This is a genomic window from Pseudodesulfovibrio sp. lm2024, assembly GCF_051175575.1.
Classification (GTDB): Bacteria; Desulfobacterota; Desulfovibrionia; order Desulfovibrionales; family Desulfovibrionaceae; genus Pseudodesulfovibrio; species Pseudodesulfovibrio caledoniensis.
In genome coordinates, this window is sequence record NZ_CP195092.1 from 664,642 (window position 1) to 679,225 (window position 14,584).

The window sequence follows — 14,584 nt, forward strand, 5'->3', positions numbered from 1 at the left end:
CGAAATAAAACAAAACCCCCAACCTCCACCCCCTGAAGGGCGTCTGCCGAGTCCCTGCCCCTGATCCTTGGGGCTCGGCAGGCGTGAGGGGGGAGGCGGGAGCTTTCAGGGAACCTCCCTGTTTCGCCGGACCGGCAGGTCCTTGCGGAGCAGGGAGTTCTTTGGCAAAAACGGCCTGGACGCACGCCGACCAAGCGCGACGCACGGTATATGATGCGGCGCCCGCACGGGCTGCCGCCCCTTTGACAAGTCAGGATTGAAAGTGGACAGATTCTTCGTGATCGGCATGTTTGTCGGCGTCGGCTGGCTCCTCAGGCGTGTTTCGGTCTTCCCCAAACAGACCGCCCAGGTGCTTAACCTGTTTGCGCTGTACGCGGCGCTCCCGGCGGTCATCCTCCTCAAGGCGCCCCAGATCCGGTTTTCGCTGGAGATGCTGGTTCCGGCGGTCATGCCCTGGGCCATGCTGCTCGTGTCCGTCGCATTGGTCCTGTGGGCGGGGCGGGCGTTCGGCTGGTCGAGGGAGGTCGTGGGCGTCCTGCTCCTGGTCGTGCCCATGGGCAACACCTCCTTCATGGGCGTGCCCATGGTCACCGCGTTTTTCGGCGAGCAGGGCATCCCCGCACTGATCGTCTACGACCAGCTCGGCACGGCGCTCATTTTCGCGGTCTACGGTTCCGTTATCCTGGCCATCTACGGGAGCGACATGCGCATACGGCCCGCCCGGATCGCGGCCAAGGTCCTCCTGTTCCCGCCCACCGTGGCCCTTGCTCTGGGCCTGTGTCTGCGCTCGCAGGTCTACCCCGCGCCCGTGACAAGCTTCCTGCAGGCCCTTGCCGGTACGCTCACTCCGCTGGTCATGACGGCCATAGGGTTCCAGCTCAAGGTCCGCCTCAGCCCGGAGACGATCCGGCCCATGGGGTTCGGGCTGATCGTCAAGCTGGTCGCGGCCCCGTTGGCCGCCCTTGCCGGATGTCGGCTGCTCGGCATCGACACCCTGCCCGCGAATGTCTCCATCTTCCAGGCCGGCATGCCGCCCATGGTGGTCGCGGGCACCATGGCCATGGTCGCCGGACTGGCCCCGGAACTGGCCGCCGCCTCCGTCAGCCTGGGAATGATCCTGTCCTTCCTGTCCCTGCCGCTGTTGGCCTGGCTCCTCTGACCGAGACGGGACCGCGCCGTTATTGGAACCGTCCCCGCCAGGCGGCATTGCCCGCCCGGCGTTCCCGATGTCCTCCGCGTGCTTGTGCGATTGGGCCCGCTTCGTTGCCCGGCCTTCGTTGACAGCCGGGCGCGCTCAGAGTAGTTGATAGTGTCAATTAAATGAAGGGAAGCGGTGGATGTACATTTCAAGAATACGCAGCGAACTACGCTATCTGGTCCGAGAACTGGGACTGCTCGACAAGAACTGCTTCGACTCGGGGCTGACCCTGGGACAGGCCCATATCCTGACGTATCTGGTCCGCAACGGCGACTCTCCGTTTAGGGAGCTGTGCGACAGCCTGCATGTGGACAAGGCCTCGTTGAGCCGGTCGGTGGAGGCGTTGGGACGGAGGGGCTTCCTAAAGAAGGTGAAGGGCGTTGAGGACGGGCGGCAGCGGGTGATCTCCATCCTGCCCGCCGGTGCGCGCGCCTTGGAGGACGCCAACTCCGCCATCAACGCCGAAATGAGCGAAATCATGAGTGACATGGTCGAGGAAGAGGTCGCGGCCGTCTGGCGCGGGCTGCGGCTTTTCCGGCGCGCGGCGGCCAGGAGGAACCTGGCCGCGGGGGCGCGGGACTTCGAGATCGAGCGGCTGGATCCGTCCTATGTGGATGATGCCCTGGTCCTTGTGGAGGATGTCTTTGCCGGGGAGCAGGGCATCCCCGTCGAACTCGCGCTGCCGGGCGGGGACGACATCCACTGGTGGGGTGTCCGGTTGGGTGAATACATCATCGGCGCGGCCGCCTTCTGGCGGGAGGGTGCGGCATGGCACTGGGGCCGGTTCTCCATAGACAGCCAGTATCGGGGGCGTGGGCTGGGCCGGGAACTGGCGCGGCGCTCCCTGGTGGATTTTTTCGGGATTGCCGATACCCTCATTGTCGAGGCCCGGGACAGCACGACGCATATCCTCAAGGGCTTTGGCGCCAAGGCCACGGGGCCGACCGGCAGTTTCTATGGAATGCCTCTCACTCCCCTGATTTTGCGCAAGGCCGACTTCACCGGGCACTAGGCCCAAGACCGATGTGCCGCCGCCAAAAGAGACAGGACACCAACCAACGGGCTGGTGTCCTGTCTCTTTTGACGGCGTCGTGAACAGGCCGTGGCCCGCGTCGCTAGACCGGCATCGCGGGGAGCATGGCCGAGGCCAGTTCCCGGAGGTCGCCGGGAAGGGCTTGTACGGCCTCGTCCCGGCCCAGGTCCTCGATGGCGAAAGGTTCGAGGCGGCCCCGCTCCATGGTCACGGAGCGGTCGCAGAAGAGTTTGACCAGGCGCAGGTCGTGGGTGACGAACAGGTAGGCCACACCGTCCTCGCGGCGCAGGCGGTCCAGGAGGTCCAGGATCTTGGCCTGGACGAGCATGTCCAGGCTGGACAGGGCCTCGTCCAGGATGATGCAGCGCGGGCGGGGGGCCAGGGCGCGGGCGATGGATATGCGTTGCAGCTGTCCGCCGCTGAAGCGGGCCGGATGTTTGGCCGCGTCTTCGGGGCACAGGCCCACGTGGACCAGCAGCTCGGCCACGCGATCGTTCAGGGCGGCTTTCGTGAGTTGCTCGAAGTTGCGCAGCGGCTCGGCGATGATGTCCCCGGCGGTCAGCCTCGGGTTCACCGAGCCCACGGCGTCCTGGAACACGACCTGGACGGCGCGGCGCTGCTCCCGGTCCGGGCGCACGCGGCCCTTGTCGTCCGTGGTCTTGCGCCCGAGGATATAGGCGTCGCCGGTGCTGGGCGCTTCCAGGCCGAGCAGGATGCGGCCCAGCGTGCTCTTGCCCGAGCCGCTCCGGCCGATGAGGCCCACGCATTCCCCGGCCCGGATGGTCAGGTCCACGCCATGGAGCACCGGGACCTCCTCCGTCCGCTGGAAAAAACCGCCTCGGGAATAGGACTTGGTGATGTTCCGGGCTTCCAGGACCGGGGCGGAATCGTCCGCAGGGAAGCTTCGGGGCGTTGCGCCGGTTTCGGTCTTCATTGCAGGCTCCTTGATGCGACTTCCGGTTGCGCGGTTGCGTCCGCGGGCCGCCGATCGGGGGGCGTCAGCCCGTAGAGGCGGCAATGGGCGGCCAGCAGGTTGGCGGTGTATTCGTGCTTCGGGGCCGTGAACAGCGTCTTGACCGGGCCGCGCTCCACGATGACGCCGTCGTGCATGACCAGCATGTCGGAGGCCAGCCGGGCGATGACCGACAGGTCGTGCGTCACCAGGAGCACGCCGATGTCGCGTTGCCGCACCAGGGTTTCCACCAGGTCCAGGATGCGCGACTGGGAAACCGCGTCCAGGTCCGTGGTGGCCTCGTCCGCAATGAGAAAGTTCACGTCCAGGGCCAGGGCCAGGGCGATCATCACCCGTTGCAGCATGCCGCCGCTCATCTGAAAGGGATAGAGCGGGAGAATGGTCTTGGGGGCCGGGAATCCCACCTCGGCCAGTTCGGCCTGCCAACGGTCCGGGGTGTTCTCCCGTTTGGGCACGCCGTGCGCGGCCAGGGTCTCGCGGAAGTGGCTCTTTATGGTAAAGACCGGGTCAAAGCAGCTCATGGGGTTTTGCAGGATCATGGCCGCATGTCCGGAACGGGCCTTGCGGATGCGCGAGGAGGGTCCTTTGAGCGGCATGTGCTCCCCGTCCAGGGCGATGACTCCGTCCGAGGCCAGCTCGTGGGGGAGCAGCCCCATGACCGCCTGACAGGTCAGGGATTTGCCGCTGCCGCTTTCGCCCACCAGACCGGTAACCCGTCCCTTGTGGGCGTCGAAATCCACGCCCTGGACCAGGAGCTTGGCCCCGGATGCGATACACAGTCGACGTACGGACAAGTAGGCGTCGGGATTGGTTTTGCCGGTGCAGGACATTACAATCCCTCCGTGATGACGGCCATCCGGGCCGGTTCGGCCAGGGTGTCCTCTGGCGACGAGGATGTCTGGGTGTGCGGGTCGAGCGCATCGCGCAGCCCGTCGCCCAGGATGTTGAAGGCCATGACCGTCAGGAAGATGGCCAGCCCCGGGTACAGTATCAGTTCGGGATGGGTCCAGACGAATTGGCGGCCGTCCGCGATCATCACGCCCCATTCGGGCGTGGGCGGGGTGATGCCCAGACCGAGGAAGGAGAGGCCGGAAACGTGCATCATCATGTGGCCGATGTCCAAAGTGGCCAGGATGGCCAGCTGGGCGAAGACAGGGGGCAGCACGTGGCGCAATACGGTCATGAACCGTCCCGTGCCCGCCACCCGCGCGGCCAGGACGTATTCCCGGTTTTTAAGTGAGAGCACGAAGCTGCGGATAATGCGGGCATACCATGCCCAATGGGTCAGGGAGATGGCCAGAATGACGTTGACGATTCCTGTCCCCAATACCCCGATCATGAACATGGCCAGGATGAAAGTGGGGAAGGTCAGGAACACGTCGCAGATGCGCATCAGGATCGAGTCCACCGAACCGCCCATATATCCTGCGGTGGCGCCGATGGTGAAGCCGAGCACCAGGATGAGGCCTGCGATGACGGCCACGCAGCCGAGCGAGGTCCGGGCGCCGTAGATCAAGCGCGAAGCCAAGTCCCGGCCCAGATGATCGCAGCCTAGCGGGTGGGCCATACTCGGCGGGGCGAACTTGAGTTCCAGGGTCACCTCATCCGGGTCATAGGGCGAAAGCACCGGGGCCAGCGCCGCGGACAGGACCAGCAGCAGGACCAGGAGTCCGGCCAGGATCAGGATGCCGTGGCGCAACAAGCGGTTGGATTGCATGCTCATTGATCATCCCCCTGCATCCGGATGCGCGGATCAAGCCAGGCGTAGCCGATGTCCACCGCCAGGTTCATGAGCACGAAGATGGTGGTCATGATGAGGATGAAGCACTGCATGACCGGGTAGTCGCGGTTGTAGATGGCCGAGACGGCGTAGCGTCCCACTCCGGGCCAGGCAAAGATGGATTCGGCGATGACGGCGCCGCCGAAGAGCTCTCCGGCGTGCATGCCGATGGCCGTTATGACCGGGATGAGCGAGTTGGTCAGCACATGGCGTCCCACCACCACGGATTCGGACAGCCCCCGCGCACGGGCATAGAGCACGTAGCGCGAGTGCATATTGTCCAGCATGGTCGATCGGATCAGCCGGGTGTTGATGCACATGCTCATGCAGGACATTGTCAGGATGGGCAGGATCATGTGCGAGAACCCGCCTTTGCCCAGGGGCGGCAGCCAGTGCAACTTGATCGAAAAGATCCAGATCAGGACAAAGCCCAGGAAGAAGTTGGGGATGGAGACCCCGAAGAAGCTCAGCCCCCGGGTCATGTGGTCGGGCAGCCGGTCCTTTTTCAGCGCCGAGATCATGCCCAGCGGCAGGCTCAGCAACAGGGTCAGGGCCAGGGAGTACCCGGCCAGGATCAGGGTGTTCGGCAGGTAGTAGAGAATCTCGTCCAGGACCGGTTTCTTGGTCACGTAGGAGATGCCGAAGTCCCCGCGCACGGCCTTGCCGAGCCAGGACACGTATTGCACGGCAAACGGTTTATCCAGCCCCAGCTCGTGTCGGGCCACTTCCAGGGCCTGGTCCGTGGGCGGGATGCTGGAAAGCCGCAGGTAGGCCATGGCCGGGTCCCCCTGGCCGAGTCGTAGGATGGTGAACACCACCAGGGACACGGCCAGGAGAATGGGAATCAACAACAGAAGTCGTTTCAGGATGTATCGTGTCATGGGCTTTTCGGCCTAGTCCTTGTAGATGGTCTCAAAGGGTATTTCGTCCTTGGTCGCGCCGAAGTACGCGCCCCTGAGGCCGTCCCGATAGACCATGATGTTGGTCAGGTAGGTGATCGGCATGTACACGGCCTTTTCATGCAGCGTACCCAGGATGTACCTGTACAGTTCCTGGCGCTTGGTTTTGTCCACGCTGACCAGCACCTGATCGATGGCCTTGTCGATATCCGCCTTCATGGGCAGACCGAGCTGGGCCTGGTAGTCGGCGTGGGCAGGCACGCGCATGGAGCTGACAAAGGAGTGCGGGTCGTAGGGCGCGCCAAAGGTGTTGCCGAAGATCATGCCGAATTCGCCGCTCTTCTGCCGGGCCAGGTTGGAGTCTTTTTCCTCGCCCACCAGATTGACCTTGATGCCGACCTTCTTGAGATCACCCTGCACCACCTCGGCCACGGATTTCATCAGGGTGTCGTTGCCTGCGAAGCACAGGTCCAGGGCCAGTTCCTTGCCGTTCTTGGTGCGGTACTTGGCACCGTCGGCCAGGACCCAGCCCGCCTTGTCCAGCAGGGCCTTGGCCTTGTCCCGGTTGAAGTCGTAAGGTTTCAGCTTCAGGTCGCAATAGGGGACGCTCGGGGAAAAGAGCGTGTCGGCCCGCCGTTCCACACCCATGAAGATGTGCTCGACCATGGCGTCCCGGTCCACGGCGTGCAGTATGGCCTTGCGCACCGCGATGTCGTTGGTCGGGAAACGGTTGGTGTTCAGCGCCAAGGCACGGGTGGCCAGGGGGCCGGAGATCTTGGTGACCACGCCCGGCATGTGGCGGTAGTTCTCGAAACTATCCAGGCCGATCTGGCCCGATCCATGGCCGGCCCCGCCGTATATAAGGTCGATCTGGCCGGTCTCATAGGCCACGACCCGGGCGTTGGTGTCGGGAATGATCTTGATCAGGAGATACTTGGACTTTGTCTTGTCACCCCAGTAATCCTCGTTGCGCTCCAGCAGGGCGTATTCGCTCTTGACCGATTCCACCATCTTCCATGGGCCGGTGCCGATGGGGGCCTTGATGCCCTTGGAAGTATTGCCGCTCTCAGGCATGGCGGCCGGAGACAGGAACCGGACCGGACGGATCAGGGCCAACTCCTGCAACGCGGGATAATAAGGGTCGTTCAGGGTCAGCTTGACCGTGTATTCATCCAACACGGTGGCGGGTTCCTTCCCGGTTTCCTTGGCTTTCCATAGTTGGTTGATAAGCTCCAGCCAGTGATGGCGCTCATGGTTGAGCAGGATGGCGTCGATATTGCGTTTCACGGCCATGGCGTTGAACGGCTGGCCGTCGGAGAAGCGCACGCCCTTGCGCAGCTTGAAGGTATATTCGCGGCCGTCCGGGCTGATGACCCAGGACTCGGCCAGGCCTGGGGCGACAGTGCCGTCGGCCTGATAGCGCACCAGCGGCTCATAGATCAGGTTCTGGGAGAACATCTGGTTGGGGGAATACAGGTGCGGGTTGAACTCGCCCATGTTGGAGTTCCAGGAATAGACCAGGACATCCTTGCCTTCGGGCGGCGCAGCCTGGACGCCCGGAAGAGCGGAAAAGAGCATGAATCCGATGACGACCGTCATCGCCAAGAGCCGCCGAACCGTATCGGCGGAGCGGGAAAGACTTTGCATTACGGCTTCTCCAATGGGGTCTATTTGCATATGAATATGGAAATAATGGCATGAAGTAGCATGATAAAATAAATCAATCAATCTTAAGAGGCATGAAATATAAAAAAGTAATACTCATGCGGTGTGAAATCCAAAGGGCCGGGTAAATGACCGGCTACAGGGGGGGGAGGGCGTGGCGCGAGCGCCGTGGGTTCCGTCGTTAACGGTCCAGGGCCGTTTTCCGCTACCCGGGCATAGTGTCGGAACCGGTTGGCCGGAGCGCCGTCGCTGTCGGCGATGGCGCTCCGGTGTGCCGGTTTTCGTGGTCAGCGTTTCTTGCGTTTATGCATGCGCTTGATCTCCATGGCCACGCCCTTCCAGCGCTCCCTTTCCACGCGGTCGGCGCTCTTTTCGCTGCGGGCCCGGACGTATCCCAGTTCGCGCTGCAGCTTGCGGTAGCTCTCCAGCCGGGCCGGTTCGAGCTGGCCGTCGGCCACGGCGCGGAGCACCGCGCAGCCGGGCTCGCGTTGATGCGAGCAGTCGGGGAAGCGACAGGATTCGGCCAGGGCGCGGATGTCGGAGAACGTCGCGTCCAGGCCGCCGCCGCTTTGGGACAGAGCGATCTCGCGGATGCCCGGATTATCCATGAGCAGGCCGCCTCGGGGCATGGCGATGAACTCGCGGGAGGTCGTGGTGTGGCGGCCCTTGCCCACGCTTTGGCTTACACTGCCGGTAGCCTGAATGCGGCTGCCGTGGAGCATGTTCGCCAGCGTCGACTTGCCCGCGCCCGAAGAGCCGATCATGGATACGGTCTGGCCTTCGTTCAGGTAGCCGTGCAGTCGGTCCACGCCGCTTGCGTCCGTCGTGGATGTCAGCACCACGTCCACGCCGAAGGCCACCATCTCGATCTCCTCGCGGAATTGTTCCGGGGCCGCGTGCAGGTCCGCCTTGGTCAGGACAACCACCGGGACTATCCCGCAGTTGTAGACCAGGGCCAGGTAACGCTCGATGCGGCGCGGGTTGTAGTCGCGGTCGAGCCCGCAGACGATGAACACCGTGTCGATGTTCGCGGCGATGGGCTGTTCGCGCAGGGCCGCGCCCTCCTGTTTGCCGCGCGAACCGGCATCGCCCCGGCTCAGGGTGTTTTGGCGCGGCAGGACGCGCCGGACCACGGCCTCGTCCGCGACCACCCAGTCGCCGGTGACCGGGTAGCCCCGTTGTTGGTGGCGGATGGCGCCAGACGGGGCGCACAGCCGCTCATCGCGTCCGTCGGTGACCAGGAACAGGTCCCGCTGGGCGCTGAGCACCCGGGCCACCCGGTTGAGGTCGAGGCCGTCGGCCGCCGCCAGTTGTTCGAAGTGGCCGTTCCAGCCCAGACGGCGGAGGCGTTCCGCGCACTCCTGCCTGTTGTCGGATAAAGTCCGTGTTTTCATCTTGCTTCCATTGTGTTGCGTCGAAGTCGGGCTTCGATCGTGCGTGATCTCGGCCGACCAGGGGGCGGTCGGCGGGCAACGGGGAACGGAATGGGGAATATGGAGCAAGGGCGTAAAACAAGACCTGTTTCGGGCGAAACAAATCCGGCTGGCCGAGTCAACCAGATGGGGGCCGCGATGGAGCGCGGCCCGGAGGCAGTTTAGACCTGCGGAGCGCCCTGTTCCATATTCCGGGCGGCAAGATCCATGGACTGGAGAATCATCAAAACTCCTTGGTGCGTAATGGGTGAATGCTTATCGCAACCGCAGGCGTTGTCAAGCTGCGTTATGGCATGCGTGGTGCATATGAGAAAATCCGTGCGACAGTCCGGCAATTTTAACCGGCTTCTTGGGATAAATACCATGTGGATACTGCTTGTGACGGGCTGTATTCGGGGGTACGGGGAGTGATCTTTGAACGACTTGTTTAGGCACAAATGGGTGTTCAGGCGTTTTTCGAGGTCGAGGGCATGGCAAGTCGCGCCACGCAACTGCATGAACTTAACAATGGATTACTGTTGGATGATATTGATTGACTGTGGCGGGCTCGATAAGAATGAGAACGGTTTGTTGCGAGGAGGTCTATTGTGGGTATAGGTTTTGAGAATGCTATTGCCTTTTCTCGGGCGGTCAAACAGAACGGTCTTTCCGGGTCGCTGTTACAGCTTGGAAGACAATCCGTGCACATTACCTATAAGCAGTTCCTCCGGGTATTGCTGCGGTCCGGATTTGCGAGTTTCACCGACGGAAAGTTGGAGTTTTCACACCAGTTCCTCGACGCCTTCTCAGGTGAGTTGTGCAGGAAAGACATCCCTTCCAAGGAGGGGGATATCAACGATAAGGTCTTTTTCCATTCGCTCGGCCTGGAGGCCTTTTCCTGTGATGTGTCCGATTACGAGAATGCGGATTATGTGGTTGACCTGAACCAGGACGTCACCGCGACGATCGGCAGAACGTTTGATATCGTCTATAATGGTGGAACAATTGAACATGTCTTTGACGTCAAGGCGGTCATGGACAACATGCACGAGATGATAAGGCCCGGCGGATTCGCATGCCATGTCGCTCCTGTGGAAGGGTGGGTGAATCATGGCTATTATCAAATCTCACCGAGGATGCTGATTGATTACTACGCGGCGAACTCCTACGAGTTGCTGGAGTCGAAATATATCACGTGCCATGACGATGAATGTGTTCTTACTGAATGCATCGGGTTCGCCACGCCGCCTGCGGGGGCCCAGACGCATGTTTTCATTCTCGCGAGAAAGCCGGATCGCCATATGCAGGCGGTGATACCCCAGCAGTCCTTTACCCATGATTCGAGGGCTGTTGATTATGCGTTTGCCAAGATGCGGCACGGGAAAAAGCTGCATGATTTCGTCGCCTCGAACCCGAACGGGAGAATCGCGGCATGGTGTGGCGGAGAATATGCAGTGGAGTTTCTGGAGAGCAACCCGGACCTTGCCGGAGCCATTTCGTTTTTTGTCGACTCCAACAAAGCGAAGCAACAGACGGTGCTGTTGGGCAAACAGGTGGTCTCTCCGATGGAATGCGTCGACAGGCGTGACGAAATAGACGCCATTGCTATCCTGACTCCGGAAAGCAAAAGTCTTTACTGGTTGATACGGGCGTATGACGCGTTGAGGTCGAAGACCATCCTCGATTAGAGCGGTTCACCTGTGTCGGGCCAAACTCTTTGGCCGCCCCCACCGGGCAGGCAGGGCTGCCCGGTGGGGGCGGCGGGGTTGCGTCTCGCCCCGCGCCCCATGGAGGAGACGGAAGCGGGAGCGAGAACCTAGTAGAGTCCGAACGGACTCTCGTCCAGGCTGATGTATATATTCTTGGTCTGGCTGTAGTGCGCGAGCATCATCTTGTGGGTCTCGCGGCCGATGCCGGACTTCTTGTATCCGCCGAACGGCGTGTGGGCCGGGAGCTGGTTGTAGGTGTTGATCCACATGCGGCCGGTCTCGACCCCGGTGGCCACCCGCATGGCCCGGTTGATGTCCCGGCTCCAGACCGCGCCGCCCAGGCCGAACTCGCTGTCGTTGGCCATGGCGATGACCTCGTCCTCGTCACGGAACTTGATGACGCAGACCACCGGGCCGAAGATCTCCTCCTGGGCGATGCGCATGGAGTTGTCCACGTCCGCGAAGATGGTCGGGCTCAGGAAGCTGCCCTTGCCCAGTTCGCCATCGGTCAGCCGTGCGCCGCCCGTGACCAGGCGCGCGCCTTCCTTCTGGCCGTCCTCGATGCAGCCGAGCACCTTGCCCAGCTGGTGTCCGTTGATCAGGCTGCCCATCTCGGTGCCTTCCTCCCAGGGCAGGCCCACGTTGACCTTCTCGAATTTCTTGGTCAGGTCGGCCAGGAAGCGGTCGTGGATGTCCTCGTGGACGAAGATGCGCGAGCCCGCGCAACAGACCTGGCCCTGGTTGAACAGGATGCCCAGCAGCGCGCCCTCGACCGCCTTGTCCCAGGGGCAGTCCGGGAAGTAGATGTTGGCCGACTTGCCGCCCAGCTCCAGGGTGGCCGGGATGAGCTTCTTGGCGGCCGCGTCCGCGATCATGTAGCCGATGTCCGTGGACCCGGTGAAGGCGAGCTTGTTGAAGCCTTCGTGCTCCAGGATGTAGTTGCCGGTGGTGGAGCCGCCGCCGGTGACGACGTTGACCACCCCGGCGGGCAGGACCTGGTCCAGTATCTTGGCGAACTCCAGCAGGCTCAGGGAGGTTTCGGACGAGGGTTTGATGACCACGGTATTGCCCGCGGCCAGGGCCGGGGCGATCTTCCAGGCCGCCATGAGGAACGGGAAGTTCCAGGGGATGATCTGTCCGACCACGCCGATGGGCTCGTGGATGATGATGCTCATGGTGTTCTTGTCGATCATCGCGGCCGAGCCCTCTTCGGTCCGGATGGCGCTGGCGAAATACCGGAAGTGGTCCGAGGCGAGCGGGACGTCGATGTTCCTGGTCTCCCGGATGGGCTTGCCGTTGTCCAGGGTCTCCACCAGGGCGAGCTTGTCGGCGTGCTCGTCGATGAGGTCGGCGATCTTCAGCAGATAGGCCGCGCGCTCCTGCGGAGGCACGTCCTTCCAGGTGGCGAACGCATCCCTGGCGGCGGCCACGGCCATGTCCACGTCGCCCTTGCCCGCGTTGGCGCAGGTGGCCAGCACCTCGCCGTTGGCCGGGCAGTATGCCGTGAACGTCTTGCCGTCCCGGGCGTCCATCCATTTCCCGCCGATGTACAGTTGGTAGTTTTGGTCGATGGGGCTGTTCCCCGCCGTTCCGTCAAAGCTCATTGATTCCTTCATGACAGTACCCTCCGGTTGGATTTAGGCGACGTTGTGCGATCCGGAAGGGATCGCTTGAACCGCACCCACGGAAAGCAAGTATGGTGCCGCCTGGAGCCCGAAAGCGGAGAACGGCGGAAACAGCGGGATAGAGCCGAAAAGGCGTCTTCCAGTGCCCGCTCAAGAGTGTGACCCAATGCGGGACACTTGGCGTAGGTGTCCCGTTTTACGGTACAGGTGTTCACCTCGGAAGACCGCTTTGGCCCCACCTCGGCGAAGGGGGCGAGCCGCTTAGGAGAAGACCTGTTCCCTGGAGATCTTGTAGAAACGCATCTTGCGGTAGATGGTGTTGCGGGACAATCCCATCTCCCGGGCGACCTTGCTGACGTTCCCCCGGTGGCCGGACAACAGTTTCAGGATCAGCTCCTTTTCGCGCAACAGGTCGGTCATCGCCTTCTCCCTGTGGCCGAAGTGGAGCTCCTGGCTCGGGTAGAAGGGGGACGAGCAGACCGCCGGGCCCATGTTCCGGCCCGCGATCCGCTCGGGCAGGTGCTTGAAGGCCAGCCGGGTGGCGGCGTGGTCCGCGTTGAGCATCTTCTCGATGACGTTTTCCAGCTCGCGCACGTTGCCGGGCCAGTCGTGCCGGGCCAGCTGCTGGAGCATCTTCTCGGAGATGTGCTCGATGTGGCGGCCCTGCCGGGCGCAGATCTTGTCCAGGAGGTGGTGGAACAGGTCGTTCAGGTCGCCGATCCGCTCCCTGAGCGGGGGCACCTTCACCGGGATGACGTTCAGGCGGTAGTAGAGGTCCATGCGGAAGTTGCCCTTCTGGACCTCTCCCAGCAGGTCCTTGTTGGTGGCGCAGACGAATCGGACGTTGACCGGGATGACGCGGTCGCCGCCGATGCGAATGATGGTCTTGTCCTGGAGCACGCGCAGGAGGATGGCCTGCTGGTCCAGGGGCATGTCCCCGATCTCGTCCAGGAACAGGGTCCCGCCGTCGGCCATCTCGAACTTGCCGGGCCTGCCGCCCTTCTTGGAGCCGGTGAACGCCCCGTCCGTGTAGCCGAACAACTCGCTGGCGATCAGCTCCCGGGGCAGGGCGGCGCAGTTCAGGGCCACGAACGGGCCGCCCCGGCGCGGGCTGTGGTTGTGGATGGCCTGGGCGAACAGCTCCTTGCCCGTGCCGCTTTCACCCAGGATGAGGACGTTGCTGCTGCCCGCCGCCGCGCCCTTGGCCGCCTTGATGGCCTCGCGCAGCTTGGGGCTGGAGCCGATGATGTCCGAGAAGCCGAACGAGGCCAGGGCCCCGCTCAACCGGTTGACCAGCTTCTTGACCTTGTTGATCCGGTTGAAGAAGACGACCGTGCCGTTGGGGGCCCCGGCGTCGTCCTTGAGCGTCGTGCCCGTGACCAGGCAGTGGACGCACCCGTTGGGCGTGTCGATGATCTGCTCGACGTCTGTGTACGCCCGGCCACGGCGCAGCTGCTTCCAGATCAACGGGTTCCCGCTCAGGACCTCTTCGAGGGGCCTGCCTTCGAGGCCCGGACCCAGGATGCTTTCCCCGGCCCGGTTGATGTGGCTGATCGCGCCGGAGCCGTCCGTTATCAGCGCCCCGTCGGACATGGTGTGGAAAATCTTGTTCAGGCTGCCGTTGAGCCGGTTCAGCTCCCGGTTCTTCTTCCTGATCCGGAGCTGGTCGCGGATGGCCTCCACGGCCGCCACGACCATGCCCAGGGTGTGCAGATGGACTTCGCTGGACGGGCCCGAGACCTGGAGCACGCCGATCATGTCGCCGGTGTCGTTGAAGATGGGCGCGGCCGAGCACGTCCAGCTGTGCAGCCGGGAGCAGTAGTGCTCCATGCCGGATATCTGGATGGGCCCGCGCAGCTTGATGGCGGTGCCGATGCCGTTGGTGCCCACGGCCTCCTCGCGCCAGTCCGTGCCGGCCACCAGGTTGACCTTGGAGGCGTTGTCCTTGATCTCGTGGTCGCCGATGCACTCCAGGATCATGCCGGATTCGTCGGACAGAAAGACGACAAACCGAGAACCGGCCACGAACCGGTAGAGCCGGTCCATGAACGGTTTGGCGATGGCCAGCAGCTCGGCGCGGCCGCTGCGGGATTGCTCGATCCTCCATCCGTCACGGCCGGGGCGGCCGTTTCCGCCGCGAGGGTTCACCCTGGCCTCATGGCACCGTTCCCATGAGTGGAGGATCTCGGTCCTGACGGCTCCGGGCTGTATGGAGCCGGTGCGGACGAATTGGTTCCAAGCGCTTTCCAACGTCGAGCCCGACAATCGCAACACATTGTTTGAAGTCATC

General features: G+C 63.0%; 11 protein-coding genes. 3 read left to right on the top strand and 8 right to left on the bottom strand.

Going from position 1 to position 14,584, the window contains the following annotated elements:
• Positions 1 to 262: 262 nt before the first annotated feature.
• Positions 263 to 1,159, top strand: a complete 897-nt coding sequence (locus ACR42D_RS03035; protein ID WP_484565388.1) for an AEC family transporter — start codon at positions 263 to 265, stop codon at positions 1,157 to 1,159.
• A 178-nt stretch (positions 1,160 to 1,337) separates the two neighbouring features.
• Positions 1,338 to 2,210, top strand: coding sequence for a GNAT family N-acetyltransferase (locus ACR42D_RS03040; RefSeq protein WP_484565389.1), 873 nt, complete (start codon positions 1,338 to 1,340; stop codon positions 2,208 to 2,210).
• A 103-nt stretch (positions 2,211 to 2,313) separates the two neighbouring features.
• On the opposite strand, the gene ACR42D_RS03045 is transcribed toward ACR42D_RS03040, so the two are convergent.
• The 6 genes from ACR42D_RS03045 to rsgA form a co-directional block, all read right to left on the bottom strand.
• Positions 2,314 to 3,165 (bottom strand): ABC transporter ATP-binding protein, encoded by an 852-nt coding sequence (locus ACR42D_RS03045; RefSeq protein WP_484565390.1) that lies wholly within the window; start codon positions 3,163 to 3,165, stop codon positions 2,314 to 2,316.
• On the bottom strand, positions 3,162 to 4,034 hold the full coding sequence (locus ACR42D_RS03050) for an ATP-binding cassette domain-containing protein (RefSeq protein WP_484565391.1): 873 nt from the start codon (positions 4,032 to 4,034) through the stop codon (positions 3,162 to 3,164). Before ACR42D_RS03050 ends, ACR42D_RS03045 begins: the two co-directional genes overlap by 4 nt.
• Positions 4,034 to 4,927: a nickel ABC transporter permease subunit NikC gene (gene nikC / locus ACR42D_RS03055; RefSeq protein WP_484565392.1), complete on the bottom strand. Its 894-nt coding sequence runs from the start codon at positions 4,925 to 4,927 to the stop codon at positions 4,034 to 4,036. Before nikC ends, ACR42D_RS03050 begins: the two co-directional genes overlap by 1 nt.
• A complete protein-coding gene (nikB, locus tag ACR42D_RS03060; RefSeq protein WP_484565393.1) occupies positions 4,924 to 5,865 on the bottom strand; it encodes a nickel ABC transporter permease subunit NikB in 942 nt (313 codons plus the stop codon). Before nikB ends, nikC begins: the two co-directional genes overlap by 4 nt.
• Positions 5,866 to 5,877: 12 nt before the next feature.
• Entirely contained in the window at positions 5,878 to 7,482 is a 1,605-nt protein-coding gene (gene nikA, locus ACR42D_RS03065) for a nickel ABC transporter substrate-binding protein (protein ID WP_484565394.1), read from the bottom strand.
• 353 nt (positions 7,483 to 7,835) lie between these two features.
• Positions 7,836 to 8,942: a ribosome small subunit-dependent GTPase A gene (gene rsgA / locus ACR42D_RS03070; protein ID WP_484565395.1), complete on the bottom strand. Its 1,107-nt coding sequence runs from the start codon at positions 8,940 to 8,942 to the stop codon at positions 7,836 to 7,838.
• 626 nt (positions 8,943 to 9,568) lie between these two features.
• Here rsgA and ACR42D_RS03075 point away from each other — a divergent pair.
• On the top strand, positions 9,569 to 10,648 hold the full coding sequence (locus ACR42D_RS03075; RefSeq protein ID WP_484565396.1) for a hypothetical protein: 1,080 nt from the start codon (positions 9,569 to 9,571) through the stop codon (positions 10,646 to 10,648).
• 128 nt (positions 10,649 to 10,776) lie between these two features.
• Here ACR42D_RS03075 and ACR42D_RS03080 read toward each other — a convergent pair whose 3' ends face one another.
• Together ACR42D_RS03080 and ACR42D_RS03085 are read right to left on the bottom strand one after the other, a co-directional pair.
• Positions 10,777 to 12,285, bottom strand: coding sequence for an aldehyde dehydrogenase family protein (locus ACR42D_RS03080; protein ID WP_484565397.1), 1,509 nt, complete (start codon positions 12,283 to 12,285; stop codon positions 10,777 to 10,779).
• A gap of 270 nt (positions 12,286 to 12,555) precedes the next feature.
• Positions 12,556 to 14,583, bottom strand: a complete 2,028-nt coding sequence (locus ACR42D_RS03085) for a sigma-54-dependent Fis family transcriptional regulator (RefSeq protein WP_484565398.1) — start codon at positions 14,581 to 14,583, stop codon at positions 12,556 to 12,558.
• Between the last annotated feature and the right edge of the window lies 1 nt (position 14,584).

Coding starts and splice junctions, on each gene's coding strand:
- ACR42D_RS03040 (WP_484565389.1), top strand. CDS start 1,338: ATGTACATTTCAAGAATACGCAGCGAACTACGCTATCTGGTCCGAGAA.
- ACR42D_RS03045 (WP_484565390.1), bottom strand. CDS start 3,165: ATGAAGACCGAAACCGGCGCAACGCCCCGAAGCTTCCCTGCGGACGAT.
- ACR42D_RS03050 (WP_484565391.1), bottom strand. CDS start 4,034: ATGTCCTGCACCGGCAAAACCAATCCCGACGCCTACTTGTCCGTACGT.
- nikC (WP_484565392.1), bottom strand. CDS start 4,927: ATGAGCATGCAATCCAACCGCTTGTTGCGCCACGGCATCCTGATCCTG.
- nikB (WP_484565393.1), bottom strand. CDS start 5,865: ATGACACGATACATCCTGAAACGACTTCTGTTGTTGATTCCCATTCTC.
- nikA (WP_484565394.1), bottom strand. CDS start 7,482: ATGACGGTCGTCATCGGATTCATGCTCTTTTCCGCTCTTCCGGGCGTC.
- rsgA (WP_484565395.1), bottom strand. CDS start 8,942: ATGAAAACACGGACTTTATCCGACAACAGGCAGGAGTGCGCGGAACGC.
- ACR42D_RS03080 (WP_484565397.1), bottom strand. CDS start 12,285: ATGAAGGAATCAATGAGCTTTGACGGAACGGCGGGGAACAGCCCCATC.
- ACR42D_RS03085 (WP_484565398.1), bottom strand. CDS start 14,583: ATGACTTCAAACAATGTGTTGCGATTGTCGGGCTCGACGTTGGAAAGC.